Genomic DNA, 26,383 nt, shown 5'->3' on the forward strand with positions numbered 1-26,383 from the left:
CTTATTTCAGGACGGGACAATTTAAAAATAAAAGCCCCGCTAGGTAATCTAGCGGGGCTTTTTGTTCTGGGTTTAATGTAGACTCAATTATTTAGCCTTTTCTTGGCTATATGCAGTGAGATATAGCAATTTAACTTATCAATAAACAGCTTAGCCATAAACACCCCAAGTCACTCGATCATTACCCCCATAATCTTTTATGGTCTCCACTTGATCGTAGCCAAAATCAATAAATATTTGACGTACTAATTCACCTTGATCATAGCCATGCTCAACCGCTAATAAGCCGCCATGGATTAGATAATCCCTAGCTTGATCGGCTATCTGCTTGATATCCCCTAACCCATTGTCTGGTGCAACTAAGGCTGATAGTGGCTCAGCTTTAAGTTTATCGAGGTGTTGATCATTATCGACGATATAAGGCGGGTTAGAGACGATAACATCGAATAGTGGTCTTTCAGTAGCTTCAGAATCCTTTAATACTGAAAACCAATCACTTTGCTTAAACTCAATATGACTCACGTCATTTAAATTAGCATTGCGCTTTGCCACCTCTAAGGCAGGCTGGGAGTAATCAATGGCAGTGACTTGCCAGCGGTTGGGGGCTAAGATTTGTAACTCATGCGCTAAGCTGATGGCAATACAGCCTGAACCCGTGCCCAAATCTAACAATCGTTTAGATGAATTATTTCTATCATCACTCTGAACATGATTATCAATCCAGCCCAATACCCGTTCCACCAAAACTTCCGTATCAGGTCTGGGTATCAAGGTATGTTCATTGACCTCAAACTCTAGCGACCAAAAGGCTTGCTTACCGGTCAGATAAGCCAGTGGTGTACCAGATTGCATCTGAGCAATACCAGTCTCAAACTGTATTTGTTCAGACTCAGTTAACTGATAATCACCATCGGTGATCAAAAACGAGGGCGACTTTTGTAATACGTACAACAACCAATCTGTTACCCAGTGTCCGGGAACGTTCGAATAGTTGGACTTTTTTAAAGCAGTTATTGACGGGCGTAAACTGAGATTAGTCATTTAAGTATCGTCTTTATTGTTATCTTTATTCACCCCTAATCTTTAGCTGTGCTGCTAGGACTTGAGTCCGTTAAATCAGCCACTGGATCATCATTTTCGCCAATGACAATCTTTTTATCGACCACATAAATTAGGTACAAAATCGGTAGTCCAATAACAAAGGTGAAGATAAAGAAGAACGGATAGCCCATATTATCTACGATGGTTCCAGAATAACCGCCCAACACTTTTGGCATCAAGGTCATAAGTGAGGAGAAAATAGCATACTGTACCGCAGTAAATCTAATAGAAGTCAGTGCTGATAAAAAGGCAATAAATACGGCACTAGCAAGACCTGCCGCTAAGTTATCAAAAATGACGGCCATATACATTATCGGCAAGTTGCCTGGATTATAGGTCAAGATAACAAACAGCAAGTTGGTGGCACTGGCCAAGATTGCCCCCACCATCATCGCTTGCATAATACGGAAGCGTTGAGCCAGCAAGCCGCCTAAGAAGCCACCACCGATACTCATGATAACGCCCACAAGCTTCACGGCGTTGGCAATATCAGTTTTACTGAAGCCCATATCTTGATAGAAGACGTTGGAGATAACTCCCGCCACAATGTCTGAAATGCGGTATAAACCGATTAAGGCCAACAACAACAAGGCTTTTTTGCCATAGCGGCGGAAAAAATCGAGGATAGGGTCAATCCAAGTCGCCATGGCCACTTCTTTACGCACCAATCCCACTTGGACTAAAACATATCCTGCAGCTACTGCTGCAGCTAAACTGGTCAATAGATGCAAGGTTTCTAATATGAATCCGATAAACACCGCTTCGGTTTCTGGTAACACTTTGCCCATTAGTACGTAGCACGCAATGAAGGAGAAAACAGCGGCCACAAACAACAGCACTAGGCGCACATAATCACTTCGAGTTTCCGCCACTAAAGGCGCTTTATTAATAATCTTCGATTGGTTAATGATAAAAAATAGCAGTAGCACAGGCGCTGCAGCAATTAACACCATGAAATATAGCTTAATGCCAGGTAGCCACGCCAAAGGAATCAATTCAACCGCAGAATTAAAGATCTCATTTACCACAATATTAATGAGATAAATAAGGCCAAATAGCAATCCAGGGACTAACAATAAAGCTGAGTAACTCAAGAAGACTTTTAGATTTAACTGCTGCTTATTTTTTTGTAGAGTTTCAGCGGTCGGCTCATAACTGGCAAAGGTTGTCAGCAAGCCTAAGGTCATAACCGCTGCCATGATGTAATAAGTATTACGCCACGCTTCATAACTATACAAGGTCTCTGTAGAGCCAAAATAATCTGCCAAATAGAGCGCGCCGGCACCGGCAACAATCATACCAATGCGATATCCTGATACATAGATCGAAGACAGGATAGACTGCATAGCAGGTGGGGCCAGCTCAATACGATAAGCATCAATAACAATATCTTGAGTGGCTGAAGAGAAACCCAACAGCACTGCCGCTGCCGCCATATAAACTAAGACATGCTCTTCAATGGGATTGATTCGAGCCATTAATACAATGGCCAATATCACTAATAGCTGAGACACGACCATCCAGCCACGACGTCGTCCTAACCATTTGGTCAAAAATGGCACAGGCAAAGCATCAATTAAAGGAGCCCAAATGAATTTGAAAGAATAGCCCAAGGCTGCCCAACTAAACATGGTTACCACGCTTCTATCGATACCCGCTTCTCGTAACCACAACGATAAGCTTGAGAAAATCAATAGAATCGGAATACCGGCCGAGAAGCCCAAAAACAACATGATTATGACACGAGAGTCCAAATAAGCTTTGGCCGCGTCAGACCATGATTTTTTGGGAGGGGCAATTAGCTCAGATTTCGAGCTATTTTGATCAGTTGGGGTCGATACAGACATAGTAGACCTATCGTTAAAAATATCGTAAAAACCGTTATGTTACTTTAGAATGAAGCACTTGACTAGCGGTATCGTATCAAGCATACCATTCGCTAAGTTTGCATTACTGTTGAAAATAGTGATATCTCACTAAATAACGGTATAATGTTTGGATAACTCGTCCGATCTATTGATCTCGACCCGCTTATCACCCCTCTTCCTGCTTGATAATAAGCTTATATTTTAGGTAAGCCTATATTATTTAGTAGATATTGAGCAAAAGTGACACAGGATATATTTATGGCAATTGATGTCGTCGTTAACCAAAGACATTTACAAATTCAGCTTAAGCAGTTAGAGACCGTTTGGCATACCGTGATTAATGGCTACAATCTAAGCCAAGCCGCTCAAGTATTGCATACCAGCCAATCCAGCTTATCCAAACATATCTCCGCACTAGAAAACCAACTCAAAGCCGAAGTCTTCGTGCGTCAAGGCAAACGGCTTACCGGCTTAACCCCCGTGGGCGAAGCATTATTGCCTCATATTGAGTCTATTTTTACTGAAATTCGGACCATCGAAAATATTAGCCTCGATTATAACAACCCGCATACCGGCACTTTAACCCTAGCGACCACGCATACTCAGGCGCGCTATGTGCTACCTGACATAATTAAGAAATTCAAAGAACAATATCCTAAAGTGCAGCTGGTACTACAACAAGCAGACCCACAGACCATTGCCAATATGGTTATCCGTGGACAAGCAGATATTGGTATTGCGACCGAAGCTTTATTGCAAAACTCTTATCTACGCTGCTACCGTTATTATGATTGGTCGCACCGAGTTATTGTACCCAAAGACCATGAATTGGCTGAGCTTGAAACTATCGATTTACCTACCCTAGCCAGTTATCCTTTAGTGACCTACCATGGTGGCTTTACTGGTCGTGGCGCTATTGACCAGACCTTCCATGAAGCCGGACTTGAGCCAGAGATTGTTTTGGCAGCGCTTGATGCTGACGTGATTAGCACCTATGTTGGTGCCGGTCTTGGCGTGGGTATTATTGCCGAAATGGCCTTTGAACCGGGTCACTACCAGAACCTAACTGCCATACCTGTCGATCATTTCGGCCGCTTTACCAGTTGGATTGCAGTGCGAGATGATGCTGAAATTCGTCACTTTGGGAAAGCCTTTATCAAGCTTTGCCAACAACAATTTGGCAACTAGCCATAAAATTAGAAATAAAATATCACTCAACTTACTCAAAAAGGTGCCCATCGGCACCTTTTTTGTTTTTAACCCTTAATTTATCAGATTGTTATGATTTATTAATATTCAACCGGTCTACTTGAAACTCATGCAGATAAGTCACATATCAATAGGTAACACAAAACAAATAATATTTTAATTAACTAAGCAGCTGATGAGCCTTTTTGATACCCATCAAGGCTTTATTGACTCTGCTAATGGATTACCTATGACTGCAATTCCTTTATCTTTTTTAGACTTAGCCCCAGTGCCAGAGGGTCAAACCACCGCACAAGGTGTAGCCTATACCGTTGATATGGCCCAAAAAGCGGAAGCCATCGGTATGAATCGCTTCTGGATGGCCGAGCATCACAATATGCCGGGTATCGCCAGTGCCGCAACTTCAGTATTGCTATCGCATATCGGTGCTAAGACCCATAAAATCCGTATTGGTTCAGGGGGCGTTATGTTGCCCAACCATGCGCCTTTGGTGATTGCTGAACAATTTGGCACCTTGCAGGCTTTGTATGGTGACCGTATTGATTTAGGCTTGGGCCGTGCACCTGGTACAGATGGTGCAACTTTTAGAGCACTGCGCCGCCAAATGCATGATGCTGATCGCTTCCCGCAAGATGTGCAGGAGCTTTTATTCTTCCTAGGCAAAGATTCAGACGATAGTCCGGTTCAAGCCTTCCCGGGTGCTCACAGTAATGTGCCTATTTGGATTCTAGGCTCTTCATTATTTGGTGCCACCCTAGCGGCGAAACTTGGTCTACCGTATTCTTTTGCCTCGCATTTTGCACCACGTATGATGACTCAGGCTATTGCCACTTATCGTGAGAACTTTGAGCCTTCACAATACTTGGACAAGCCTTATGTGATGTTGGCCGCGAATATGTTATTGGCCGATGATGAACAAACCGCGCGCTATCATTTTACCTCTGCCCAGCAGAGTTTCGTTCGTTTACGTCGTGGTGGTCGAGGACAGGTACCCGCTCCTGTGGAAACTATGAAAGGTATCTGGAATGCACCAGAGCAAGCTATGGTTGAAGATGCGTTAGCGGTCTCATTCGTTGGTAGTGTCGGACGCGTCCGTCCTCTATTAGAGCACTTTATTGAAGAGCATAAGCCTGATGAGCTGATGGTTACCGCTAATATTTACGACCAACAGGCCCGTTTGCGTTCTCTTGAGTTGGTGCCTGAGTTGGGCGTATTTGATCTAAAACCCTAAATATTATTGCACCCAGCTTTTAAATTCATAATTTTAAAACTGAAGATATAAAAAAGCCAATATCAATGAATATCGGCTTTTTTTGTATCTAATGTCTTGTTAAGTGATTTACTAATGAGTAGTTAGTCGATAAATTTAATATGCACAAAATTCAGCAGTACTAAATCCTGAGCCTACCATGGTAATTCTATGCTCGCCTTTTGAGCGGATGTAATATCTATAATCATAGTCGCCATGATCGGCCAGTCGTCTGCCTTTGCTGTCTCTTACTGATTGCACATGCCCATCAGTATTAATAACCAGTTCTTGATTGGCACCTAGCCAGATTTTAAATACCCGTCCTTTACTCAGGTCGCCTGTATAACTGCCGCAGTAGCTGCCTTTTGCGAACACTACTTGGCTCGTGGGTAATGCTTGTGCGGTCAAAGAAAGGGACATTATCACACCAACAAGACCGGCTTTTATAACTTTAGATTTCATAATGAATCCTCAGTGTAATAGAGTAAATAGCGATTAAAGGCGTGGTAAATAAATTACCTTCTCAAATCAATATATCACTGTATTCACCGGCTTACAATATGATTAAACTATTAGATAGATTTAAATATTAATACATCATCATTAAACACTATTAAACCCTAATAAACACAGAATTCGACCGCACTATCGACTCGTCCCACCATCTTGATAATATGAGTACCGGTACGGATAGCATTATAGCGATAATTAGCGCCACCCTTATCCTCCAAAACCTGTCCCTTATTATCGGTTACTGTCTGTACATGACCATCTGTACTAATTACCAACTCTTGCTCGGCACCCATTTCTAATGAAAACAGCTGACCTGAGGTTAAATCCCCCTGATAGTGACCACAATTACTGCCCTTTTCAAATATCACCTCACTGGTTGGGATAGCCTGAGCATTTAAACATGCTAACGAGGCAATACTGGCACAACACAGCTGAATGCAGATTTTTTTTGACATAATTTAGATATTACCTTTTTGAATTTGAAAAGTACGTCTTTTACCCTAAATACATTTTCAATAAGAACGGTTTGATGCAAGCCTACATCCAGCCTAGCGCTCTCAAGGCTGCTGCCCCTATCGCCATACCAAATAAAGACACCACTGTGGTAAACGCTAAGATATTGGCCGCTAATACCTCGTTACCGCCCATTGCTTTGGCCATGACATAACTGGCTGCAGCTGTCGGAGAGGCCACCATTAGGAACAGCACGCCCATATGCACCCCAGTTAGGCCAAAGGCCAATCCGACTACCACGGCTACTATAGGTGCAATCACAATGCGTCCGATACTGGCCTGCATGGATAAGCCTGATAGTGTCAACATAGAGCGGACATCGATGGTGGCACCGGCACAAATTAACGCCAATGGTAAAGACAGTGCCGACAGCAAAGCCCCGGTTTGGGTAATCACATTAGGGAGCGCTGGCAAGGCCAACGTCGAAGCAAGCAATTTAAAGCCAAATGCTGCAATCAAGGAGAGAATCAAAGGATTGGTGAATAACTTCTTAGTTAACATCATAGCGTAACTTTCACGCCTTGCAATCTGTTTTTGATCGGCATCTGGACTTATGGCGGTACGGCTTAGAGTAATCACTGCCAAAATGTTAAATACCAAAGTAATAACGCCCATATAGACCGCGCCAATACTTAGCCCCTCGGCCCCGTAGGCGTTGGCAACAGTCGCTAGGCCAATAATGGCCATATTACTGCGAAAGACGCCTTGAACAAACACCCCTTTATCTTCAGGTCTTGCAATAAAAAGCTTGGCGTATAGCTCTGCACCGAAGTAGAGTAGCAGGGTTACTGCAAGTCCAGCACCCAACAGATTCAATTGTTCGCTGAAGTTAACCTGACTTTCAATGACACTAAAAAAAAGCAAACAAGGCAAAGCATAGTTAAATACTAGCTTAGAGGCCTGATCAATAAATGCTTTACTGATCTGTCCTTTTTTTCGCATAAAAAAACCCAACCCCATAAGCACGAGGTTGGGCAGTACAATATTTAGAGCAAAAAGAATGGCATCAATCATTGCTATCTCATCTGGATTTGGGGCGGTGCTATCGCCTTAGGCTGTCAGGTTAGCAATCATTACTAAGTCAGCTTAGTTTAGAGTCAGCTTTATTTACAATCAACTAGTTCAGAGCTTAGCTGTCTAAAGTTGCCTTCGCTTTTTTCTGTTTTTTTAACGTCATACCTAGTAGTTGTATGGCGGCTGGAGTAACGCCACTGATGCGACTGGCTTGGGCTAAGGTAGCAGGACGAATCTCTTGTAGCTTTTGGACAATTTCATTAGACAAGCCTGACACCACACTGTAGTCAAAGTCCATTGGCAGCTGCGTATTTTCTAAACGCTTCATTTGATCAATGTCTTCTTGTTGGCGATTGATATAGCCTGCATATTTCACTGAGATTTCAATCTGCTCACCGACATCTGCTGCCACATCCGCGCCCGTTATCGCTGCAATGTCCTCAAAGCCTACGTTAGGACGTTTTAACAAATCATAAGCGGTCGACTCTTTTGATAAACTCTCACCAGTACGTTCAGAGAACTTCTTACCCAGCTCATTATTTGGCGTAGCCCACAACTCTTTTAGACGACCTGATTCAGTAGCAACCGACTCCATTTTATTTTGATAAGCCTCCCAGCGGGCATCATCCACTAAGCCTAAGGTACGGCCAATTTCAGTCAAGCGTTGATCGGCATTGTCTTCACGCAATAATAGGCGATATTCAGCACGGCTGGTGAACATACGGTACGGCTCTTTGGTACCGTGAGTAATTAGGTCATCTACCAACACACCCAAATAAGCTTGGTCGCGGCGTGGCGTCCAGCTGTCCATCACTGGATTATCTTGAGTAGATAAAGCAGCGTTCACCCCAGCCAGCAACCCTTGTACCCCAGCCTCTTCATAACCTGTGGTGCCATTAATCTGACCGGCAAAATATAAGCTATCGATAGACTTGGTTTCTAAAGTTGGTTTTAGGCTTTGAGGGTTAAAGTAATCATACTCAATGGCATAACCCGGACGGGTAATATGAGCGTTCTCTAGACCCGCCATGGTACGAATAAACTCTAACTGCACATCAAAGGGTAAACTGGTAGAAATCCCATTGGGATACAATTCATGGGTGGTCAACCCTTCTGGCTCGATGAAAATCTGATGGCTGTCTTTATCAGCAAAGCGGTGGATTTTATCTTCAATTGAGGGACAATAACGTGGCCCTACCCCTTCAATATTGCCTGAGAATAAAGGCGAGCGGTCCAAGTTTCTACGAATAATATCGTGAGTTTTCTCATTGGTATAAGTGATGAAACAATTAACTTGCTCTGGGTGCATAGAAACATCACCCATAAAGCTCATCACCGGCAGTGGCGTATCGCCTGGCTGCTCTTTCATCACACTAAAGTCTACTGTTCTAGCATCAATTCGCGCGGGCGTTCCTGTTTTTAGACGACCCACAGGCAGTTTTAATTCACGTAAACGCTCGGCCAATTTAATAGAAGGCTGGTCACCGGCACGGCCCCCTTTTGAATTATCCAAACCAATATGAATCACACCGCCTAGGAAGGTACCTGAGGTTAGGACCACGGTCTTGGTGCGGAAAATAATGCCAGTCGAGGTCACCACAGCACAAGCTTTGCCATTTTCTACCAAGATGTCATCCGCGCCTTGTTGGAATAAGTCCAAATTAGGCTGATTTTCTAGCGTATGACGAATGGCCGCTTTGTATAAAATACGGTCAGCCTGAGCCCGAGTGGCTCGTACTGCTGCGCCTTTACGACTGTTTAATACTCGAAACTGAATGCCCGCTTTATCGGTAGCCAAGGCCATAGCACCGCCTAAGGCATCAATCTCACGGACCAAATGCGACTTACCAATTCCCCCAATGGCGGGGTTACAGCTCATCTGGCCTAAGGTTTCAATATTGTGTGTCAACAATAACGTCTGTGCGCCCATACGCGCTGCCGCTAGTGCTGCTTCGGTACCGGCATGCCCGCCACCGATGACAATAACGTCATACGATTTAGGATAAGTAATACCAGAGGTATTTGATGGGGTAGTTGATGACATAAAGACGCCTCGCCTGCTGTTTTCAGCAATTACTGAATGGGATAGTCACTCAAAAGTAGAGTAACAGATAATTATAACAAAATTCGCTATTCATCTGTAGTCAATATTTCATCAATAAACCCTTATAATTATTAAGGTTATAAGCGCCGATTGATTAATAAAATTAATTATTTAACCTAGTTAGGCTTATCTATTTGCAGCCTCCCTGGCAGAAAAGTTGCGTAACCTCATTAGAACTTGAAATAATGGGTAATAAAATTTCACATTGTAGGTCTATAACCTAATCAATATTAGCGGTACGCTAAGCCTCCTATCTGTATTTATTTACTTATTTGTTTATTTATTAACCTATATCTACTTAATGCTATTTTTTAGAACTGGTTATTTTTACTCTGGGTACCCTTTTTACTTTTTAGCACTTACTACTTATTATTCTTTTATCCTTATCATTTTTATCACTGATATCCTGAGGACTGCATGAAACCCTTTATAACAACAAATTCTAATTCTCTTGCTAACTCCCCTACTACTAGCCCTGCTAGTAATGCAATTAAAACCCTATTATTGGCTAGTATCACTGCAACGGCCTTAACGGCTTGTAACAGCATGCCTCATGCCTCTAGTGCCTCCTCAAATAAATCTGCTTTCAGTCATACGGTTGCTAATAATGAGGATACACAGTATCCAGCCGATGACAGCCGTCATGAGTACCTATTAGACAATGGACTGAAAGTTATTATTAAAGAGGACCACAGAGCCCCTGTGGCTATGACCCAGATTTGGTATTCCGTGGGATCGACAGATGAGCCAGAAGATAAAGGCGGTATTTCCCATTTATTAGAGCACATGATGTTTAAAGGGACTGAAAAAGTCTCTGGGGCTGATTTTGATAGACTGATTGCCAAGTTTGGCGGTGACCATAATGCTTTCACCAGCTACGACTATACTGGCTATTACGAAATGTTCCCAGTAAACCGTCTGGATTTGGCTTTAGAATTAGAAGCCGATCGTATGACCAACTTACGCTTTGATAGTGATGAGTTCGTCCAAGAATTTGAGCAAGAGCGCAACGTGGTAATGGAAGAGCGTCGTCAACGTACTGATGACAATCCTCTGGCCAGAGCTTTTGAGAAGTTCCGTAAATTGGTGTTACCTGACAGTCCTAAAGGTGAGTCGATTATTGGTCCTATGCAGGAAATCGCCAATACCAATATTGAAGATTTAGAGCAATGGTACAAAACTTGGTATGCCCCCAATAATGCCACCTTGGTCATTGTGGGCGATGTTGACCCGCAACAAACCCTAAAAAAAGTTGAACAGTATTTTGGCACTATCCCCAGTAAGAAAATTCCTGAACGTCCGTCAGTATTACAGAAAGGCTGGCGCGGTTATCAACAGCAAACCGTAAAAGAGACGGTCAATGTACCGACCTTACTTATGGCTTTTAATGTGCCCACTTTACATAGTGCTATGGCAACTGATCTTCCTAAAAAAGAGGTTTATGACCTACTCATGATGCAGTTCATTATGGATGGCGGTTATGCAGCCCGTTTTGAGAAGAGCTTGGTTCGCGAGCAAGGGTTATTGGCATCAGTGGTTTCGTACTACGATTCATACGAGCGTGGTGACGGCTTATTTATGATTCAAGCTACGCCTCGTGAAGGGGTCACTTTGGCTCAAGCACAGCAAGCTATTTTAGAGCAAGTTGATAAATTTAAAACTGAAGCCATCAGTGAAAAAGAATTGGAGCGTGCCCGTAACAATGCTGTTAAAGGCTTCGTTTTCGCTCAAGACAGCATGGCCGGTCAAGCTTATATGATTGGTAATCTTCAATCTCGTGGTTTAGACGATCGCCTAATTCATACTCTGCCTAAAGAGTTGGCAAAAGTCAGTAGTAAAGACATCAATGAAGCGGCTAATAAATACTTGGTAAAAGACAACCTAACCGTGATGTATGTGGAGCCAGTTACTGCTTCAAAATCGACTAGTAAATAAAGCCACTCCCCTAATCTTTATTTATTACAGCCATAAAATTAAAAGACAGCTATAAAAATTAAAAGCTATAACACCCAAATACGGATTTGATATGAACTCACACTTACGTCCCTCTTACGCTCTTAAACCACTTATTGTGGCCAGCTCTCTCATTATTTCAGTGGGATTAACTACGCTTGGTGCCCATGCTGCACCTGACTTGCCTAGCGGTGAACATGCTACTAAAGACGTTGATATTACCCAGCCTATCAAAGCGCTTGAAAATCTATCTAGCTTAAAAAATGAGAAAAAACTAGACTTCTCTATTCCTAAATTTCAACACTTTACTACTAGCAATGGGGTTCCGGTTATTTTTTTCCAAACCAATCAGTTGCCTATTGTTGATGTTGACTTAAGATTTAACGCTGGTAGTGCTCGCGATGAAAGCATCCGTAAAGACGGTTTTGGTCTTGCCAGCATGGTGGCAGATCTATTGACCAAAGGCACCAAGCAATTAGATGAGACTGCCTTCGCAGAAGCCACCGAGCAATTGGGTATTGAGCTTGGCAGTGCCGCTTATAAAGATCAGTTTGTGATCAATCTTCGTAGCCTGTCTGAAAGTGACAAGCTAGACCCCGCTTTAAAGCTGTTAAGTGATGTGCTAAATGAGCCTAGATATGAAGCAAAAGTTTTAGAGCGTAGCAAGGCTCAGCAAATATTAGGGCTAAAGCAGATGATGCAAAACCCCTCTTATCTTGCCAACATTACCTTTAATAAAACGCTATACGGCTCTCATCCCTATGCCCACTCCTCTTATGGCACAATAGATAGCATTCCGAATATTGAGATTAAGGATTTACAGCGTTTTCATGATACTTATCTGGTAGCCCAAAACGCCAGCTTGAGCCTCACTGGTGATTTAACCTTAGAGCAAGCCAAACAAGCGGCTGAGACCATAACCCGACAGCTAAATCAGGGTAAGCCTGCTCCTAAACTACCCCAACCGACTCCCATTAAAAATAGCAAATGGGTTCATGTCGATTACGACAGCGACCAAACCTCAGTAGTTATCGGCCAACAAGGCCATAGCGTTAGTGTCGATCCTACACAGCTTCAGCGCCGGAGCGACTTTAGTATTGGCAATGAAATCCTGGCAGGTAGCGGCTTTAACTCACGCTTGATGGGTAAAATTCGTAAAGAGATGGGCTACACCTATGGCATCTATGGCAGTATGACAGCCATGCAAGTTCCTGGTCCTTATACTATCAATTTCTCTACCCGTAACGAAAAAGCAGATGAGGCTATTAAAGCCACTTTGCAAACCGTAGAAGAGACTTTACAACAAGGGGTCACTGCCGATGAGTTCAAATTGACTCAAGAAAGCTTAATCAATAGTTATCCCATGGGCTTTTCCAGTAATGCCGGCATTAATGGGATGCTAGGTGCGCTCAACTTCAACAAGCTACCCGACAGCTACCTCACCAATTATATCGACCGTGTTGAGAACAGCAGTGTGAAACAAGTCAATGCAGCGCTGCAAGAGACGTTAACACCAGATAAATTTATTATAGTTACCGTCGGCAAACCTGATATTGCTAAAAACTCTGAGCTTAATAAGCTGAAATAATACAATGAATTTCAGGCTTTAAAAGCACGTGAACAATGCGATAGCCTCCTAAGCTATTGGCTTTTAAGCTTAAGACATAAAAAAAGACACCAAGGTGTCTTTTTTTATTAAAAGCAAATGAAGGGGTTTATTATTGAACCTGTATAGTTACTTCATAATCTACCGGCTCATACCTCTGCTCAATACCTTCGTAGCTCAAACGTATGACATATTTATCCGCTTGATTAACTAAATAGCTACCATTAGCAAAGTCGTAATAAACAGGGCTGATTAAGTTGGCAGCCATATGCTTTGGATAATTCTCAATAGATATACTCTGTCCTTTCTTCGGATAAAGGTAGTAATCACAATAAGCATCTTGCATCACTTCATTTTTACGAACTACTTTTGTTGAACCTACTGGTAATTCAACTAGCTTAGGGCAGGTCTCTTGCTTAGTTGCCGCCAATTTGGCTTTATCAATAGTAACAGAGCCACCACTCTCTTCTTCCTGCTTTGCTTGTACAGAATCTAACTGAGCTCTTTGCGTTAAAGATGGCAAGCTGGGCCCTTCAATTCTAGGTAATCCTGAATCTGTTATGTCTTGCCATTCTTCGTTGGTCTGGGCTGTATGCAGTAGGCTATCAGCAGGCTTACAAGCCATAACTGTAGTCACTACCACGAAACAACTTAATATAGCCAGATACGATGACGATCTTATATTCAAATCTTATGCCTCAAATAGTATATGCCTTCTTATGTCTTACAATGACTTAAAAATGAATGATTTCACATAAAGGATTTAAGGTTATGAGTTACAGACAATTTAATGAAGGAAAGTTTAGCCAGCGATAACGGTGTCTTAACTAAGACATCATTTTTTCTGAATGCAAATTGATAATAGCAACTGGCTTAACACATATTATACACGATTTTTACATAAGTATTAAGAATAATATCAGAATAGAGATTGACTTAATTTAAATAGCGACAATAAGAGCCTGAGTCAGAATTTTCCGCGCCCCAATATCGATATCCTTGGGTGTCTAAATGAATAGCGCCCGTAGCATATAAACCCAGACCAAAGTTATATCTCTGACCTTGGCTAGACCAAAACTGACACAGTCTTTCTTTCATACTATTTATATACCAAGGTTGGCCTTCATACTCGGGCACCCAAATATCAATGGCCCCATTACTCATATGCTTACTGGCCGCGGCTCCTCCTGCACAAGCATTCAAGGAGGGTGAACGATAAGTGGATCTAATTTCAGCGGTCGGAGGTAGAATCCCTTGCTTCTTTAAATCCTCATAGAGTCTCAAGGTTGCTACCATATTTGACCAAAGCTCATTAGGGGGAAGCTGATACTGCTCGTAACCACAACGCTCCCAACTACGGGCCGTGGTTAACAGCTGATCAAAAGGTGGGACAGCCGGCTCACCCAAATAATTGGCTAAATAACGCTTATATTGAGCTACCTCATTGGCTCGATAGCTATTACTGTTTAACCATTGCACATAGTAATAGTTGGTTTCACCAAAGTTTGAGGGCTGGCCGTAATTTGGCGAAGAAGTGCCACCATAAGGACGAATACTGGTATTTTGCTCAATAGTCAGTCGATCCGATTGATACGCTTGATCGGACTCTCGAATTAAGTTACCCAAACGATCGGTTTTAGCGGTCTGACGAGTCACTACTTTTTGAGAGCGATTATTGTTATTAACCACTCTTACCTGTCTTTGCTCATTAATATTGGCCCCTGATGACGACTTTGGGGCTGTGGAACAGCTGGTGCTTAACAGAGCAAGTGATGCAATGATGCCTAAAGAGTATTTCATCGTGCTTTTCATAGCTTGGTAGTTTCCAGTCATATTATTATAGTTAATGTAGTCAACAGGCAGTCGCGAGGGTTAGCCAGTAGAATAGGTTGTAAATGGGGGATAAAGATAGAGTATTGATACTATCAAATTTGCCACAGTCACGCTAAACTATAGCGTCTCACTTCTTACCAAACTATTGCTACTATTTAGATAATTTGATATCTAGATGTCTAAAGCAATACTGCCCTTAGTAAAATGAGTAATTCTGGTGATAATATCAGGTGATTAGAACCCCTCTCCCTCTGCGAACTCAATAATAAACTGCCTTATGTCAAAGCAACAACAGTATCGATTTTCTCGACAAACTCATCATTTTGGCCGAGATGATAGCACTAGCATCTGGGAACGTATTCATATTGACCCCTGGCTGATGCTGCTTCTGCTCACCTTGAGCTTTATTGGCTTGGCTATTTTATATAGTGCTTCCACTCAAGATGTGTCCATGATTATTCGCCAATCAGTCAGCTATCTACTGGGCTTCACCGTTATGATTGGTATGGCTCAGATTCCGCCCGGTGTTTATCGAAACTTCACCCCATTTTTTTATGTTATCGGTCTCTTTTTATTGATTTTGGTAGAGCTGATTGGTGAAGTACGTATGGGGGCGCAGCGCTGGATTGGTATACCAGGCTTTGGTAGTGTCCAGCCCTCTGAGTTCTTAAAACTGGGGCTGCCCATGATGTGTGCTTGGTATCTGTCTGGACGCGATTTACCGCCCAATATTGTCACCGTATTCTCAACCCTTGCTATAATTGTTTTGCCAGTATTACTCATTGCCAAACAGCCAGATTTAGGCACGTCACTACTTGTGGCTGCCAGCGGAATATTTGTCTTGTTTTTGGCAGGATTGCCTTGGTGGATGATTGGCTCAGCTGTGGCGATGATGATCCCTACAGTCTGGGTGGGTTGGACTTTTTTGATGCGCGATTATCAAAAACAGCGGGTATTAACTTTATTTAATCCAGAAGCAGATCTGTTAGGCGCGGGTTGGAATATCACGCAATCAAAAACAGCCATTGGCTCAGGAGGCTTGACCGGTAAAGGCTATTTGGAGGGCACTCAGTCGCACCTGCACTTCCTTCCTGAAGGCCATACTGACTTTATTATCGCTGCTTTTTCTGAAGAATTTGGCCTGTTAGGGGTTAGTGTACTGATGTTTATTTACGCTTGTATTTTGGTACGCTCGTTATACATCGCGGCTATTCACGTTGATACCTTTGGTAGATTATTGGCGGGGGCTATCGCCTTATCTTTCTTCGTCTATGTCTTTGTCAATATCGGTATGGTGGGCGGCATTCTACCTGTGGTTGGGGTGCCTCTACCTTTGGTAAGTTATGGAGGAACTGCCATTATTACCTTGATGGCAGGTTTTGGGCTACTGATGTCGGTCTATACTCATAATACTAGATAACTGAGTAATCGTAGACTCTAGTTTTGCTTATTAAACTCCACTTTCTAGACTCCTATTGCAGATACTCTGGATAGGAGTTTTTTTATAGCCAGATGAATTTATTTATTAATAGCCCTTAATTTAATCATGACGATTATTAGCGACACTACTTGTCGTATAGAATCTAACCACCCCCCTTAATACATAGGGTCTGAGCCTTATATTTGCTATCATAACTCTCTATAGTTAATAGGATAAAGATATGGGTTCAATTAATTATGAAAGGTTACAAGGTAAGTTAAATATTCTAGCCGATGCGGCTAAATATGATGTGTCTTGCTCCTCTTCTGGTAGCACCCGAAAAAACCAAGGCGGTAGCTTAGGGGATGCTTCAAAATCAGGAATTTGTCACAGCTATACTGAAGATGGCCGATGTGTCAGTCTGTTAAAAATACTGCTTACCAATCACTGTATTTACGACTGTGCCTATTGCACCTCAAGACGCAGTAATGATACCCCGCGTGCCGCTTTTACTGTCGAAGAAGTGGTAGAGCTCACCATGCAGTTTTATCGCCGCAACTATATTGAAGGACTGTTTTTAAGCTCAGGTATCTTTAAGGATGGTGATTACACCATGGAGCGTCTGGTAGAGGTGGCCAAACTGCTGCGTACTCGTGAAGGTTTTAACGGGTATATTCATCTAAAAACCATTCCTGGTGCGAGTAAAGAACTGCTGTATCAGGCGGGCTTGTATGCCGACCGATTAAGTGCCAATATTGAGATACCCACAAAGTCCGGACTTGCCCTACTGGCCCCAGAAAAAAGCCATGAACAACTTCAAGCGCCACTGCAAACGGTGAAAGAAGAGATTATTACCATCAAAGAGAGCCGTAAAAAGCACAAGTCGGCCCCTAAGTTCGCCCCTGCTGGTCAGACCAGTCAAATGATCGTCGGCGCTAGTAATGAAACCGATCTACAGGTCATTCAGCTTTCTAGTCACTTTTATCAAAAATACGATTTAAAGCGTGTCTATTATTCTGGCTATGTTCCTATGCTATCAGACAGCCGCTTGCCAGCTGTGGGTACCCCTGTGCCTATGGTCCGTGAAAATCGTCTTTATCAGGCGGATTGGCTAATGCGCTTTTATGGTTTCGGCGCTCATGAAATCTTAGAGCCAGATGACCCCTTCTTAGACCTAGAATGTGACCCGAAGTTGGCTTGGGCCATTCGTCATCGTGAGCATTTCCCAGTAAATATTCAAACCGCTCCGTACGAAGCCATTGTGCGTATACCTGGTATTGGGATTAAGACCGCAAAAAAGGTGGTTAAAGCCAGACGCTTTAACCAAATAACGCTTGAGCACCTAAAGAAAATGGGAGCCGCGGTGAATCGAGCCAAGTACTTTATTGCTACCACTGGTAAAAATGAGCACCTGGCCCATTTAACTCGGGATAATTTTCGACAATACGTATTGGCCCAAACCCAAACCAAGTTTAAAGACCAACGCAGTGGGCAACTTGCTCTGTTTTAGTGGCAACTGCTTATACAGTAGAAGCCTATGAGAGGATAAATAAATGCCTTTACACAGTACCCCTGCCTTAACTACACCCACTGTTATTGTCTATGAATCGAGCTTTGAAGGCTGGCTCAGTGCTGTGTTCTATGTCTACGAGCATAAACTGCAAAATCAGCCGTATCTACAGCTAATTGATAGCAATGACTATCAGCCTTCCCTTATCGATACCGCCACTTATGTCGCTGTCGATGAAAATAAAGCCCAAAGAGTGCTTACCAAATTAAATACCTTATTGGGCCGATCAGGAATGCGCCAAATACTTTGGGGGTTTTTATCTGAAAAAGCAGAGATTGGTAGCATCCTGTTTAAAGTGGTTAAATACGCCCTAGACTATCCCAATCGTCAAGTGCTGCAAGACTTAGGTAACCTGTCGGTTCTGGAGTTATCACAAACAGTTAAATCAGTGGGGCGTGAAAAGCACCGCATGGAGGCATTCGTCCGTTTTGAGCATACTACCGAAGACATCTATTTTGCCCGAGTAGAGCCTGACTTCAATGTTCTACCGTTAATCGGAGAGCACTTTCGCCAGCGTTATCAAGACCAGCAGTGGGCCATCTATGATATTAAACGGGGTTATGGTATTTTTTATGACCAGTCCAAAGCTGTCAATAATAAGCCTGCCGAACTACAAACCATTGTCGATGTGGCAGACGAGGTATTACTGAATCCTAGTAGCCTGCATAGCGAGCAGGAAAAACAATATCAAAAGTTCTGGCAAGGCTATTTTGCCAATGTTAATATCAAAGAGCGTAAAAACCCTCGCTTACACCGACAATATTTGCCGCAGCGTTATTGGAAATACTTAACTGAAAAACAAGTGTTGCCCAATGCTGAGCATCTTAGTCAGTCACGCTAATTTACCACTTCCGTAAATTTAACATGCACCTTGTTTTTTGCTTCATTTTCACTGACAATGTGCGCAATCCATTGCTTTGTTATCCACTAACCTGCCCAGTTGCTACTATGAAAGTCATGCGCCTGCTCTCCTCTTTAAAGCACGACGAATCCGAGCGCGGAATTTTTCATCTTGGACGGGCTTTGGTCAAACGTGGCCACACCTCAATTATTATCTCATCAGCAGACACCGAGCATGAGCTGGTAAAACGTCTTAAACGCGATGGTAATATCTATCATCAGTTATCTCTAGAAAAGAAATCCTGGCTGTCTCTGCGCCAGATTTGGCCTTTACGTCAGCTTATTGAGAAGTATCAGCCCGACATTATTCACCTGCACTCTCGCACCCCGGCTTGGATTCTACATTGGGCACTTAAAGGCGCCAAAGTAGCTAAAAAGCCTATGCTGGTCTCTACCATGTATGGTTTTTATCCGTTAAATAGTTATGCGCGAGCTTTACTGAACGTTGACTGTCTAATTACCGTCTCTGATAGTGTGAGTGATTATTTATTAAAGGGATTGAAAGAGGTTAAGAATCCGCCACGATCTATCGTACGCATTTATCGCGGCGTAGATACCCGCAACTTTCCTTATCGCTATAACCCTTCTGTATATTGGATTCATAGAACTTTTGCTGAATATCCTGAGCTTGAGCACAAAAAATGGTTACTGTTTCCCACCATCATCGGCCAAGAGTACGGGCAAGAGTGGCTAATCGATATCTTGGGTAACCTAAGCGAGGACTTCCCCAATCTGCACATCATTATTATGGATGACGATTCACGCCGTGAAGTGGTGCATGAAGAGTTTATGCAGCGAATTAACGCATTAGAGTTAAGAGACAAGTTCACCTTTATCGGGACCAAACACAATGACATGCGGGAATGGTTGGCCGCTTCAAACTTAGTGCTAGGTCTGGCAAATCAGCCTGAGTCCATTGGAATTAATGTGCTACAAGCCATTCACTTGGGAACCCCTGTGGTCGGCTGGAACAAAGCGGCTTTTAATGAAATTTTAAAACCGCTTTATCCACAAGGCTTGGTGAAAGAAGATACCGCTTACGCCTTATGCAAAGTCATTCGTATTCAATTAGAAAATGCGATGCGTCCGCCTATTACTGACAAATTTACCATGCAGCAAATGATTGACGAGACCTTAGAGGTGTATCGCTCTTTATCCCAAGACAGTCAATTAAAGGATGCCAATCGCTCTGTAAAAGCCAATAAGAAGACAGCCTTAAGAAAAGACAAAGAATAACCCTAGGATAAAATCAAAAAAGGGAAAAAGAAAAAACCCAAGTCTAGGGCAGAGACTTGGGTTTTGGGGCGCTATTTAATTGTTATTATTATTTTCCTTACGGCTAATCCTTAGCCAGACTTCTACGTAAATTTGATAAGAGTTAATCTACAGGGCAATAGATCAAATTTTATCTGCTGCAAATCCTAACAGCTCATCTACGCAACCCAACACTGCTATCCATGCATCCTTGTGTTGATGAGTCTATTGTAGGCGGTTGCCCTATCTCTGCCTAGCAGGCAAAAGCCCATTTTTACGTAAGCATATGCTTACAACCTGCCAGCCAGTCGCCCCTTCTTTCTATTTACTCGTATTAACTGATAGCAAGGTTGTAGCTATTGTTGAAGCTACTGACACTGAGCGCCAGATTTTTCCTGCTCAGCTTTCTCTTGTTCTGCTTCAGCATGCTCTTGTGACAGTCGTTCCCCTTCCTCTTTACCCTCTTCAATTTTTTCTGCCGTTTCCTGCTTATCTTTCGCCGTAGCTTCAGTAGCATTCTGTTGCTGTTCAGCTGTGGCACAAGCTTCATATTGCAAAGTAGTCAATACTGGGAAATGGTCTGAGCCTATGGACGGTAAACGCTCAATATCTACTAACGTAAAACATGGGCTATGGAAAATATGATCCAACGCCCAGCGTAAAAAAGGATAGTCCACATGGAAAGTATTGATAAAAAATCGACCAATGCGGGGATCCAACAACCCTGATATCCGCTGGAACATTAGCGTTGTTTTTGACCAAGCAACGTCGTTTAAATCACCTGCTAAAATGGCCGTCTGATTGTTTTCTTTGATATGTCTCCCTACCATCAACAGTTCAGCATCGCGCGTGGTCGACTTATCTGCCTCTGTTGGACTAGGGGGCATAGGATGCAGGCAGTAAAGCCAAATAACCTCGCCATTAGGCAGTCGTAGCTGAGTATGAATTGAGGGAATATCATCAATCAATAAATATTTTACCTCAGGATCAATCAGCTCAAATTTAGAGTACAGATGCATGCCGTATAAATTATCTAAAGGCACTTTAACCGTATAGGGATAGTCGGGCTCAATAACCGTTAGAGCATCTTGCCATTTTTGGTCTGACTCAAGAGTTATTAGCACATCGGGCTGCTTTTGTTGAACTAAATCTACCAAGGCTTGAGTATTGTTATTGGGCGTTAATACATTCGATACCATTAACTTTAATTGCACCGCATCGTCTATCGGCAAGGCTTGACGCACCTCTTTTTTCCAAAGCCGGGTATAAGGTAGAATCATGCGTAACTGAAGCCCTACCGCTGCTATTAAAGCAACCAATAGGATGACATCCCAACTTTCCCACTGCGGAGCCGAGACCAATAAACCAATAAGACTTACCAAGCCGATGACTAGAATTTGTATCCTTGGAAAATCAACGCCCCTTATCCACCAATGATCTAAAGGCAATAACCCCCACACACTGACGAAGACCACCAAGCCTGCCAATATTTGGAAAATAAAATAGAGTGAGTCGAGCATAAATCACCAATGTAAATTTTTAGTAGAGCCACTAGGCTGGGATAAGGGAAAGTAAAGCCTATATAGTGATAAAGCCAAGGTAAGAGCTATCGCTATAAGTCCGCTCAATAATACAGAGATTCTAACCAATATATAAATAAATTGGTAAATTTAGTAAATATAGTTCTATCTTATAATTTATAACAAAAAAAATGTTAAAAAATTAAAGCCCAACTCTTGCAATTTCACTCATATCAAGGCAATGTAAAGGGTTGCATATTGTAAATTTGCTGCCCACAATCTGCAGCACGAATACAAATACTGCAAATTCAGATACAGCGTCGGTTATTTATTCAGGGCTAAGCTTATCTGGGCTTAACGTTCTTAATCTAACAAATAATTTTAGCTAGATACACAAAGGATATATTCATGAGTCAATTAAAAGTGGGTCTTGTTGGATGGCGTGGCATGGTAGGTTCTGTGCTAATGCAGCGTATGGTAGAAGAGAAAGATTTCGCTAATATCACCCCTATTTTCTTTTCGACCAGTAATGCTGGTGGTGATGCTCCTACTTTTGAGGGCATTAAACACACTGAAGCCAGTGCCAAGTTAAAAGATGCTCATGATATTGAAGCACTTAGCAGCTGTGACGTGATTATTACCTGTCAGGGCGGCGACTATACCACAGCGGTACATGGCCCATTACGTGATTCTGGGTGGACCGGTTACTGGGTTGATGCGGCCAGTAGCTTACGCATGGAAGACAATAGTGTTATCGTTTTAGACCCAGTAAACCGCTCAGTTATCGACAATGCCCTACAAAACGGCACCAAGGACTTTATCGGCGGTAACTGTACTGTCTCGTTAATGCTTATGGCCATCGGCGAGTTATTTAACCGTGGGTGGGTTGAATGGGTATCAGCAATGACTTATCAAGCGGCCAGTGGCTCAGGTGCCAATAATATGCGTGAGCTAATCAGTGGCATGGGTATGTTGCGCGATGCGGTAGCTGACGAATTGGCTGACCCTGCCAGTGCTATTTTGGCCATCGACAAAAAAATTGCTGAGACTCAGCGCAGTAATGAGTTCCCAACCCAATATTTCGGTGTGCCTTTAGCAGGAAGCTTGATCCCTTACATCGACAGCCAACTTGAAAACAAACAATCTCGTGAAGAATGGAAAGGCGGCGTTGAGACCAACAAGATTCTAAACAATGAAGGCGACGATATCATCCCTATCGATGGCCTGTGCGTCCGTGTGGGCTCAATGCGCTGTCATGCTCAAGGTCTAACCATCAAACTAAAAAAAGACATTCCTTTAGAGGAAATCGAAGCAGCGTTAAAAAATAGCGGCAACGAATGGTTGGATTTGGTAGAAGACGATAAAGAAGCCACCATACAGCGCCTAACTCCTGTGGCAGTAACCGGAACACTAACCGTGGCCTTAGGACGCTTACGTAAGCTGAATATGGGTCCAGAGTACCTAGGTGCCTTCACTGTGGGCGATCAGCTATTATGGGGCGCAGCAGAGCCTTTACGCCGTATGTTAAACATCATTCAGCAGTCTAAAGCCTAACGTTCTAGCTGTTTAACCCTTATTCTGTTAAATGAGATATAAAAAAACCCCCAACTTTAAGTTGGGGGTTTTATTTTTGCTTAAAGTTAACGTTTGGATTAACTTAGAACAGTCGTGATGAATACGATGATTACACCAATAGGGGCCACAAACTTAGCAATTAACTGCCACAGTGACCAACTGCCTCCTGATAAGCCAAGCTCTTGGCGCACGCTCTCTTGATTCATGACCCAACCTGCAAAGACGATGGCCGCTAAACCTGCGATTGGCAACATGAATTTACTCGTTAACTTGTCTAAGAAGTCAAAGATATTATTACCAAAAATCATTACCTCTGACCATAGGTTGAAAGACAATAACGCTGCCACACCCAACAACCAAATAGCGACACTGGCCACAACAACCGCTGTCTTACGACTCATTGACGTACGCTCTTCTAAAAACTCAATAGAAGGCTCAATCAAAGAAATTGAAGAAGTTAGCGCCGCAAAAGTAATCAATAAGAAGAACAAGGCACCTAGCAATGCCCCCGCCGTCATACTACCAAAGGCGATTGGCAAGCTGACAAAGATTAGACCAGGTCCGGCTGCAGGGTCCATGCCATGACTGAAAATAATTGGGAAAATAGCCAAGCCAGCAGCAAGCGCGATAACCGTATCAAGGATTACTACTGTCCGTGCCATACTTAGTAGGCTAATGTTTTTACCTAAATATGAGCCATAAGTTACCATGATGCCCATACCCAGTGATAAGGTAAAGAAAGCGTGTCCTAACGCAGATAAATAAATATCTGAAGCGCCTTCCCCAAATAGCTTAGCCACATCTGGTGTAAACAAGTAATCAACGGCTTCAGCAAAACCACCATTGACCACGTTATAACCCACGATTACCAACAAAATTAACGCCAGTAATGGAATCATAACCTTAGCGGCTCTTTCAATACCACCAGTTACCCCAAGGGCCACAATACCTGCTGTAATACCCATGAAGACCGTATGCCAAATGGTTAGCGTAGCGGGAGACGCCAACATTGTATTGAATACCCCTTCTACAGCTGCTCCATCTAGCCCGTTAAAATCACCACTGGCTAACTTGGTCATATAGTTTAGAGCCCAACCCCCAATAACACTGTAAAAAGACAGGATTAAAAAGGCCCCTAAAATTCCGACCACACCCACAATGGCCCAGTTACGAGTCTTACCTTCTGAAGCGGCCACAGTAGCGTATGAATCCATTGGGTTACGTTGCCCACGACGACCAATCATCCACTCTGCTACTAAGATTGGAAAGCCAATCAGGGCAATACACACCAGATAAGCCAGTACAAAAGCAGACCCTCCGCTTTCACCAACCATATATGGGAATTTCCAAATATTTCCTAAACCCACAGCAGAACCAACGGCGGCCATAATAAAGCCAACGCGAGATCCCCATTGAGCGTGATGCTGTTTGTTTGACATTTTAATCCTCCAGCCATCCAAGGCTTATACTTTAACTGTCTAATGTCCTTATGAGACAGTCATTGAAGTCACTAACTACCGCCAATAAATTGGCTTTATAGCAATATGTATTTACATCATTTAACAAAGTAAGTCTGTTTCATAAGCGATTAAATGTCAAGCGACTAAAAACTAAAAAAGCCATAACTAAAAGTTATGGCTTGATGTTAGTTTTACTTAAATTAGTTTTCAATTATCTAAATTATCGGGTAATTCCTCGGTTACTGTTAACCAAAGAATCTATTAATAACTGAATTTTTGGCTCTTGCGGCAAGTAATCAGCAGTCAATTCTGCAATCACCTGTTCGGTAGTTTTACCAGATTTAAAAATCAGCTTATAAGCGGCTCTGAGGGTGTTAATGGTCTTCTTTGACCACTGCTTACGGCGCATGCCTTCAACATTAAGACCATGTGCTGCGGCAGGATTTCCCGAGACCAGAGTCATTGCTGCGACATCTTTTAGAATAACACTCCCTCCGCCGATAAGACTATAGTCACCAATCTGACAAAACTGATGGACCCCAGCGTTACCACCAACAATGACGTTATTACCAATGTGGACATGACCAGCTACTCCCACGTTATTGGCCAAGACATTGCCATTACCTATAATACAGTCATGAGCGATATGGGTATTGACCATAAACAAGTTGTTGCTACCTATTTTGGTAAGGCTATTGTCCTGGACGGTCCCTCTATGAAAGCTACAGGCCTCTCGAATAGAGTTATTATCACCAATCTCGAGCCAAGTCTCTTCACCTGCATACTTTAAGTCCTGACAGTCTTCACCAATACTGGCAAACTGGAAAATCTCATTATTTTTCCCAATGCGGGTATTTTTAGTCACCACCACATGGCGTAGCAGCTTAGTTCCTTCATCAATAGAAACATTATCGCCGACAATGCAATAAGGTCCAATCACTACGCTGTCATGGATTTCAGCTTTACTTGAGACGATGGCAGTGTGGTGTATCTGTGTCATTAAGAACAACCTATTATTTTAGAGAATTTAAAATTATATTATGTGATAGCCTTCGTTCTAAGCCGTAACGATTCTATCTTGGCGCATAATCATTAATTGGGCACTGGCTGCTAATTTATCGGCAACATAGGCTTTACAATCAAATTTATAAAGATCCCGCTTCTGCAATAAAAGCTTAGACTTTAAGACCAACTGATCACCAGGAATCACGGGGGCTCTAAATCTAGCCTTATCTACTCCGGCAAATAAAAACAGATGGCCCTCTTCGGCAGTAACCCCTTCATTAATAAAAGCCAAAATGCCTGATATCTGAGCCAATGCTTCTATAATCAGCACCCCAGGCATAATAGGCTCTTGTGGAAAGTGACCTTGAAAAAAAGGCTCATTGATGGTGACATTCTTGTAACCAGTAATCCAAGAATTTGAGCCACAAGCGGTCACGCGGTCCACTAGCATGAAAGGATAGCGGTGGGGCAAATAGCGTTTTAATTGCTCATAACCCATCGGCAAACTTACTGATTTATCTAACAATAACTGCGCATCTTCAGCGGTCATTTGCCATTCGTCTTGTTCGGAAATTACTTTAACTTCTGAGTTTGCACCCTTACCCTGCTGTGTCATGAACTATCCTTATCAAAATTTTACGCACACAAATCTTAATGCTACTATTTAACCTTAATAATGCCTACTAAAGCTAGGCTTAAAAAACTTATGTGATCAA

General features: G+C 42.7%; 21 protein-coding genes. 9 read left to right on the forward strand and 12 right to left on the reverse strand.

The genetic code is table 11. The features are described 5' to 3' along the window. Window positions 1–150: 150 nt before the first annotated feature. Both prmC and B3S92_RS08080 read right to left on the reverse strand, forming a co-directional pair. The gene (gene prmC, locus B3S92_RS08075; protein ID WP_296204729.1) at window positions 151–1,041 is read right to left on the reverse strand and encodes a peptide chain release factor N(5)-glutamine methyltransferase; all 891 of its coding nucleotides are present in this window, start codon (window positions 1,039–1,041) and stop codon (window positions 151–153) included. A gap of 35 nt (window positions 1,042–1,076) precedes the next feature. Continuing rightward, window positions 1,077–2,948, reverse strand: a complete 1,872-nt coding sequence (locus B3S92_RS08080) for an AmpG family muropeptide MFS transporter (RefSeq protein ID WP_296204732.1) — start codon at window positions 2,946–2,948, stop codon at window positions 1,077–1,079. A gap of 279 nt (window positions 2,949–3,227) precedes the next feature. Here B3S92_RS08080 and B3S92_RS08085 point away from each other — a divergent pair, with 279 nt between their 5' ends. Then, the gene (locus B3S92_RS08085; RefSeq protein WP_296204734.1) at window positions 3,228–4,157 is read left to right on the forward strand and encodes a LysR substrate-binding domain-containing protein; all 930 of its coding nucleotides are present in this window, start codon (window positions 3,228–3,230) and stop codon (window positions 4,155–4,157) included. Window positions 4,158–4,407: 250 nt separating this feature from the next. Continuing rightward, a complete protein-coding gene (locus B3S92_RS08090; protein WP_296204736.1) occupies window positions 4,408–5,409 on the forward strand; it encodes an LLM class flavin-dependent oxidoreductase in 1,002 nt (333 codons plus the stop codon). 135 nt (window positions 5,410–5,544) lie between these two features. Here B3S92_RS08090 and B3S92_RS08095 read toward each other — a convergent pair whose 3' ends face one another. The 4 genes from B3S92_RS08095 to mnmG form a co-directional block, all read right to left on the reverse strand. Next, window positions 5,545–5,889, reverse strand: a complete 345-nt coding sequence (locus tag B3S92_RS08095) for a hypothetical protein (protein WP_296204739.1) — start codon at window positions 5,887–5,889, stop codon at window positions 5,545–5,547. 158 nt (window positions 5,890–6,047) lie between these two features. Next, the gene (locus B3S92_RS08100) at window positions 6,048–6,395 is read right to left on the reverse strand and encodes a hypothetical protein (protein WP_296204741.1); all 348 of its coding nucleotides are present in this window, start codon (window positions 6,393–6,395) and stop codon (window positions 6,048–6,050) included. Between the two features lie 82 nt (window positions 6,396–6,477). Then, on the reverse strand, window positions 6,478–7,467 hold the full coding sequence (locus B3S92_RS08105) for an AEC family transporter (protein ID WP_296204744.1): 990 nt from the start codon (window positions 7,465–7,467) through the stop codon (window positions 6,478–6,480). Between the two features lie 115 nt (window positions 7,468–7,582). Beyond that, the gene (mnmG, locus tag B3S92_RS08110) at window positions 7,583–9,478 is read right to left on the reverse strand and encodes a tRNA uridine-5-carboxymethylaminomethyl(34) synthesis enzyme MnmG (RefSeq protein WP_349678953.1); all 1,896 of its coding nucleotides are present in this window, start codon (window positions 9,476–9,478) and stop codon (window positions 7,583–7,585) included. A gap of 510 nt (window positions 9,479–9,988) precedes the next feature. Here mnmG and B3S92_RS08115 point away from each other — a divergent pair. Together B3S92_RS08115 and B3S92_RS08120 are read left to right on the forward strand one after the other, a co-directional pair. Beyond that, on the forward strand, window positions 9,989–11,506 hold the full coding sequence (locus B3S92_RS08115; RefSeq protein ID WP_296204749.1) for a M16 family metallopeptidase: 1,518 nt from the start codon (window positions 9,989–9,991) through the stop codon (window positions 11,504–11,506). A 91-nt stretch (window positions 11,507–11,597) separates the two neighbouring features. Beyond that, window positions 11,598–13,112 carry a M16 family metallopeptidase gene (locus B3S92_RS08120; protein WP_296204752.1) on the forward strand — a complete coding sequence of 505 codons (1,515 nt, stop codon included), beginning with the start codon at window positions 11,598–11,600 and terminating at the stop codon, window positions 13,110–13,112. A 130-nt stretch (window positions 13,113–13,242) separates the two neighbouring features. On the opposite strand, the gene B3S92_RS08125 is transcribed toward B3S92_RS08120, so the two are convergent. Beyond that, window positions 13,243–13,818, reverse strand: a complete 576-nt coding sequence (locus B3S92_RS08125; RefSeq protein ID WP_296204753.1) for a hypothetical protein — start codon at window positions 13,816–13,818, stop codon at window positions 13,243–13,245. Between the two features lie 248 nt (window positions 13,819–14,066). Beyond that, window positions 14,067–14,930, reverse strand: coding sequence for a D-Ala-D-Ala carboxypeptidase family metallohydrolase (locus B3S92_RS08130; protein ID WP_296204756.1), 864 nt, complete (start codon window positions 14,928–14,930; stop codon window positions 14,067–14,069). A 310-nt stretch (window positions 14,931–15,240) separates the two neighbouring features. On the opposite strand from B3S92_RS08130, the gene rodA reads away from it, so the two are divergent. The 4 genes from rodA to B3S92_RS08150 all read left to right on the forward strand — a co-directional run bounded on the left by rodA (window position 15,241) and on the right by B3S92_RS08150 (window position 20,089). Then, entirely contained in the window at window positions 15,241–16,383 is a 1,143-nt protein-coding gene (gene rodA / locus B3S92_RS08135; RefSeq protein WP_077450655.1) for a rod shape-determining protein RodA, read from the forward strand. A 241-nt stretch (window positions 16,384–16,624) separates the two neighbouring features. Further along, complete coding sequence (locus B3S92_RS08140; protein ID WP_296204758.1) at window positions 16,625–17,893, forward strand: putative DNA modification/repair radical SAM protein; 1,269 nt, start codon at window positions 16,625–16,627, stop codon at window positions 17,891–17,893. Window positions 17,894–17,936: 43 nt separating this feature from the next. After that, window positions 17,937–18,794 carry a TIGR03915 family putative DNA repair protein gene (locus B3S92_RS08145; protein ID WP_296204761.1) on the forward strand — a complete coding sequence of 286 codons (858 nt, stop codon included), beginning with the start codon at window positions 17,937–17,939 and terminating at the stop codon, window positions 18,792–18,794. A gap of 107 nt (window positions 18,795–18,901) precedes the next feature. After that, on the forward strand, window positions 18,902–20,089 hold the full coding sequence (locus B3S92_RS08150) for a glycosyltransferase (protein WP_296204763.1): 1,188 nt from the start codon (window positions 18,902–18,904) through the stop codon (window positions 20,087–20,089). A 386-nt stretch (window positions 20,090–20,475) separates the two neighbouring features. On the opposite strand, the gene B3S92_RS08155 is transcribed toward B3S92_RS08150, so the two are convergent. Beyond that, window positions 20,476–21,627, reverse strand: coding sequence for an endonuclease/exonuclease/phosphatase family protein (locus B3S92_RS08155; protein ID WP_296204765.1), 1,152 nt, complete (start codon window positions 21,625–21,627; stop codon window positions 20,476–20,478). Between the two features lie 408 nt (window positions 21,628–22,035). Here B3S92_RS08155 and asd point away from each other — a divergent pair, with 408 nt between their 5' ends. Beyond that, complete coding sequence (asd, locus tag B3S92_RS08160; RefSeq protein WP_296204768.1) at window positions 22,036–23,181, forward strand: aspartate-semialdehyde dehydrogenase; 1,146 nt, start codon at window positions 22,036–22,038, stop codon at window positions 23,179–23,181. A 98-nt stretch (window positions 23,182–23,279) separates the two neighbouring features. Here asd and B3S92_RS08165 read toward each other — a convergent pair whose 3' ends face one another. The 3 genes from B3S92_RS08165 to fabZ all read right to left on the reverse strand — a co-directional run bounded on the left by B3S92_RS08165 (window position 23,280) and on the right by fabZ (window position 26,217). Continuing rightward, entirely contained in the window at window positions 23,280–24,641 is a 1,362-nt protein-coding gene (locus B3S92_RS08165; protein ID WP_296204771.1) for a sodium-dependent transporter, read from the reverse strand. 241 nt (window positions 24,642–24,882) lie between these two features. Further along, window positions 24,883–25,662: an acyl-ACP--UDP-N-acetylglucosamine O-acyltransferase gene (gene lpxA / locus B3S92_RS08170; RefSeq protein ID WP_296204773.1), complete on the reverse strand. Its 780-nt coding sequence runs from the start codon at window positions 25,660–25,662 to the stop codon at window positions 24,883–24,885. Window positions 25,663–25,719: 57 nt separating this feature from the next. Continuing rightward, complete coding sequence (fabZ, locus tag B3S92_RS08175) at window positions 25,720–26,217, reverse strand: 3-hydroxyacyl-ACP dehydratase FabZ (RefSeq protein ID WP_296204919.1); 498 nt, start codon at window positions 26,215–26,217, stop codon at window positions 25,720–25,722. Window positions 26,218–26,383: the final 166 nt, after the last annotated feature.

This window comes from Psychrobacter sp. UBA3962 (assembly GCF_002385225.1).
Classification (GTDB): domain Bacteria; phylum Pseudomonadota; class Gammaproteobacteria; order Pseudomonadales; family Moraxellaceae; genus Psychrobacter.